This is a genomic window from Streptomyces sp. BR123, assembly GCF_013401435.1.
Lineage (GTDB): Bacteria > Actinomycetota > Actinomycetes > Streptomycetales > Streptomycetaceae > Streptomyces.
Map to the genome: position 1 here is coordinate 1 of NZ_JACBGN010000450.1, position 3,938 is coordinate 3,938.

Genomic DNA, 3,938 nt, shown 5'->3' on the forward strand with positions numbered 1-3,938 from the left:
GGCGGGGGCGGGTGTGGGGGCTTCGGGCGCTTCGGGCATGTCCTTCTCGAACCGGGCCGAAGTGGATCTCATTCCCCGCGCGGCCTCAGTTCGTGCACGCCGGGTCCGTCAGGTCGGCGAGTTCCGCGGCCAGGTTGCGGCGGGCCCGGGCCTCCCAGTGCGCGGTGCCGTGCGGGGTGCGGAAGAGCCGGGGCAGGTCCAGCAGCCGGCGCAGCACGGCGGCCCGGCCGGCGCGGAAGGCGTCCTCGGGGACGAAGCCGTACTCCTCGCGGACGGCGGCGACGTAGGCGGCGTACGCGTCGGGGTCACCGGCGAGGACGGCCAGGTCGGCGTCGCAGAGCACCTCGCCGTTGGTGTCGCCGGGGGCGGGGTCGTGGGTGACGGTGAGCCGGACGAGGCGGGCCACCTCGGCGGTGCGGTGCTCGGGCAGGCCGAGTTCGGGCAGGGCGCGCTCGGCGAGGGCGGCGCTGCGCTCCTCGTTCTCGGAGCGGTCGGGGCGGTAGACGGCGTCGTGGAACCAGGCGGCGAGCTCGACGGCGGCCGGGTCGGCGGCGTGCGGGGCGAGGATGTCGATCCGGTCGAGTACGTCGGCCAGGTGCGCGGTGGTGTGGTAGCGGCGCTGCGGCTCCGCCCAGGCGGCGAGGAGGCGATCGGCGTAGGGGGCGGGGTCCCGGTCGGCGGGGGCGCCGGCCGAGACGGCGGTCGCGTGCCAGCGGTCGTGCAGCCGGGCGGTGGCGGTGGCCGCGCCCGGGCCGGGGCCCATGTCCGTGTCGATGTCCATGCGGACATTGTGGGGTGGCGTGAAGGTGCTGGTGAAGGGTGGGAGCGGCCCGTACTCTGGATATTGGACTAGACCTATTTTTCCGATCAGCAGCTTTCCCGAGGAGTGGGACCGATGAGCAACCGTGCAGTCCTGGAGGTGATTGCCCTCGATGTGGAGGATGCGGTCGCGGCCCAGGCCGGTGGGGCGGACCGACTGGAACTGGTCAGCGACATGGCCGCCGACGGGCTCACCCCGTCGCGCGAGACCTTCGCGGCGATCAGAGCGGCGGTCGGCATCCCCCTGCGCGTGATGCTCCGGGCGGCGGACGGCTTCTCGGCGGGCTCGGCGCAGGACGTGGACCGGCTGGCTGCGCAGGCGCGGGCGCTGCGGGCCGAGGGGGCGGAGGAGTTCGTCCTCGGGTTCCTGGCCCCGGACGGCAGCCCGGACCTGGCCGCCGTCGAGGCGGTCACGGCGGAGCTGGCCGGCTGCCGGTGGACCTTCCACCGGGCGATCGACCGGGCCGCCGACCGCGACCAGCTGCGCAAGGCGCTCGCGGACCTGCCCGGGCTGGACACGTACCTGACGGCCGGGGCGGCGGCGGGCGTCGAGGAGGGCCTGCCGGTGCTGCTGTCCGAGGTGGCGCGGCAGGGCGAGCCGGGATACGGGGCACGGCTGCTGGTCGGCGGCGGGCTGGCACTGGAGCACCTGCCGGTGCTGCGCAAGGCCGGGATCGACGGCTTCCACATCGGCGGGGCGGCCCGGCCCGGCGGGTGGGCGCACCCTGTCTCGGCCGCCGCCGTCGAGGAGTGGCGCGCCGCCTTGTCCTGACCTGTCGACCGCACATCCCGGCCGCACCGCCGAAGCCGAGCCGGCGCATCTCGGCCGCACCTGCGAAGCCGGGGTCCGGCAAGATCCAGCCCCGCCGGCGTTTGAGGCGCGGGTCCGGGCAGAGCCCGGTGCCCGGCGGAGCCGGGTTCCTCCCCCCGCTACCGCCGGGAGGTGCCCCCGGGGGCGCCGCCCCAGCCCCCGCGCCTCAAACGCCGGGCAGGAACGCCGGGCCGGAGGCAGAGGCAGAGGCAGAGGCGGCGGGGGCGGAGACGGAGACGGGGCGGCCGGGTCAGTCGGTCAGGGCCGCCGGCAGGGGGGCGGCGTGGAGGGCGGTCAGGCCGGAGACGGCGCGGGTGAGGCACACGTACAGCCGGCGCAGGCCCGTCCGCTCGTCCGGTTCGCCCGCGACGATCGCGGCGGGCTCGTCCAGCACGACGTAGTCGTACTCCAGTCCCTTCGCGAGGGACGCCGGAACCAGCGTCAGCCGGGTCCGGGCGGTGGTCTCCTCGCCCGGTGACAACCAGGCCAGCCCTGCCGCCTCCAGGGCCGAGGCCAGGGCCGGGATCCGCGCGTCGGCCGCGATCAGGCCGATCGAGCCCTCCCGCTCCAGCGAGTCCCGGCAGGTGGCCACCACCGCTGCGGTCAGCTCCGCGGCCTCCGGGACCGGCGTCACCGCCAGCGAACCCGGGGTCTCGCGGACCGACGAGACCGCCGCCAGTCCCGGGGAGATCGACGGCAGCAGCCGGGAGGCGTACGCGATCACCTCGCGCGGCACGCGGAAGCCCGCCGTCAGCTCCTCCAGCGCCGCCTCCGGCTTGCCCAGGTGCGTCAGGGCCTCGGCCCAGTCGCGGGTCGCCCACGGCGTGGTGCCCTGCGCGAGGTCGCCCAGGACGGTCGCGGAGCCGGTGGTGCAGCGGCGTCCGACGGCCCGGTACTGCATGGGGGACAGGTCCTGGGCCTCGTCGAGGACGACGTGGCCCAGCGAGGGCGTGCGCTCCACCAGGTCCGCCGCCTCGTCGATCAGGACCAGGTCGGCAGGCGACCACTTCGCGGACTTCACGCTCCGCGCCGGCTTGGCCCACAGCAGGAGCTCCTGCTCCTCCGCCGAGAGGAGGCCTTCCGCGTGTGCGGCGAGGAACTCCGCGTCGGACAGCAGCCGCAGCACCAGCCTCGCCGGGTCCACGGCCGGCCACACGGCCTTGACCAGCGCCTTTACGGCGGCATTCCGCGCGACCGCGTCCTGCACCCGGTCGTCGGGCGCCTCGCCCGCCTGCTCCATCCGTACGAGCACGGCGTGCGCGACGCGCTGCGGGAGCGCGTCGCGGGCGGCCCCGTAGCGCATGTCCCGACGCTGCAGCTCCCCCACGATCTCCTGGAGCTCGTACGCCGGGACCCGCCAGCGGCGCGAGCCGCGGACGACCATCAGGGGCTCGGCGGGCTCGGTGACGTGCGAGCGGACCGCGCGGCGCAGCACCTCGGCCATGCGGGCGTCGCCCTTGACGACGGCGGTGGCGGCGGCGTCGGCGCCCCGGACCTCCAGGCCGTCCCGGGTGACCAGGTCCTCGACGGTGGCCTGCTTGACCTCCAGCTCGCCCAGGGCCGGCAGGACCTGCTCGATGTACTGGAGGAAGGACCGGTTCGGACCGATGACGAGGGTGCCGGTGCGGGCGAGCCGCTCGCGGTGCGCGTACAGCAGATAGGCGACGCGGTGCAGGCCGACGGCGGTCTTCCCGGTGCCGGGGCCGCCCTGGACGCAGACGGAACCGGACAGTCCGGAGCGGACGATCTCATCCTGCTCGGGCTGGATCGTGGCGACGATGTCGCGCATCGGGCCGACGCGCGGCCGCTCGATCTCCTGCTGGAGCAGCTTGCTGACGCCGGCCGTCTCGGCGGGGTCGGAGAGGTGTTCGTCCTCGTAGGCGGTGAGCTCGCCGCCTGTGTAGCCGAAGCGCCGGCGCAGGGCGACGTCCTGCGGGTCCTTCTTGGAGGCGCGGTAGAAGGGCTGGGAGACGGGTGCGCGCCAGTCGATGACCATGGGGTCGCCGTCGGCGTCGTGGACGTGGCGGCGTCCGATGTAGAACTGCTCGCCCTCGGCGCCCTCGGCGAGTTCCGCGCCGGGGGCGTGCAGGTAGTCGAGGCGGCCGAAGAAGAGGGGGGTGTGGGCGAGGTCGGCGAGGGCCTTGATGCGGTCGTCGATCTGGGCCTGGAGGACGATCGCGTTGACCCAGTTCGCGGTGACGTCGCGGATGTCGAGGGCCTCGACGTCCTCGCGCATGGCGCGCAGGGCGGCGCGGGAGGAGGCGAGGTGGGCCTGCTCGCGGGCGAGGGGGGCCGCCTCGCCTCCTCC

At 75.3% G+C, this 3,938-nt stretch carries 3 protein-coding genes; 1 reads left to right on the forward strand and 2 read right to left on the reverse strand.

The window, feature by feature from the left end; translation table 11 throughout:
• Positions 1-85: 85 nt before the first annotated feature.
• Positions 86-763, reverse strand: a complete 678-nt coding sequence (locus tag HYE82_RS34770) for a hypothetical protein (protein ID WP_179178216.1) — start codon at positions 761-763, stop codon at positions 86-88.
• A gap of 132 nt (positions 764-895) precedes the next feature.
• On the opposite strand from HYE82_RS34770, the gene HYE82_RS34775 reads away from it, so the two are divergent.
• Positions 896-1,591, forward strand: coding sequence for a copper homeostasis protein CutC (locus tag HYE82_RS34775; protein ID WP_179178215.1), 696 nt, complete (start codon positions 896-898; stop codon positions 1,589-1,591).
• 289 nt (positions 1,592-1,880) lie between these two features.
• On the opposite strand, the gene HYE82_RS34780 is transcribed toward HYE82_RS34775, so the two are convergent.
• On the reverse strand, positions 1,881-3,938 hold a 2,058-nt coding region (locus tag HYE82_RS34780; protein ID WP_256988113.1), incomplete at its 5' end, for an AAA family ATPase.

What these genes read in the sequence shown, in the direction of transcription:
- HYE82_RS34775 (WP_179178215.1), top strand. Translation starts at nt 896, where the DNA reads ATGAGCAACCGTGCAGTCCTGGAGGTGATTGCCCTCGATGTGGAGGAT.
- HYE82_RS34770 (WP_179178216.1), bottom strand. Translation starts at nt 763, where the DNA reads ATGGGCCCCGGCCCGGGCGCGGCCACCGCCACCGCCCGGCTGCACGAC.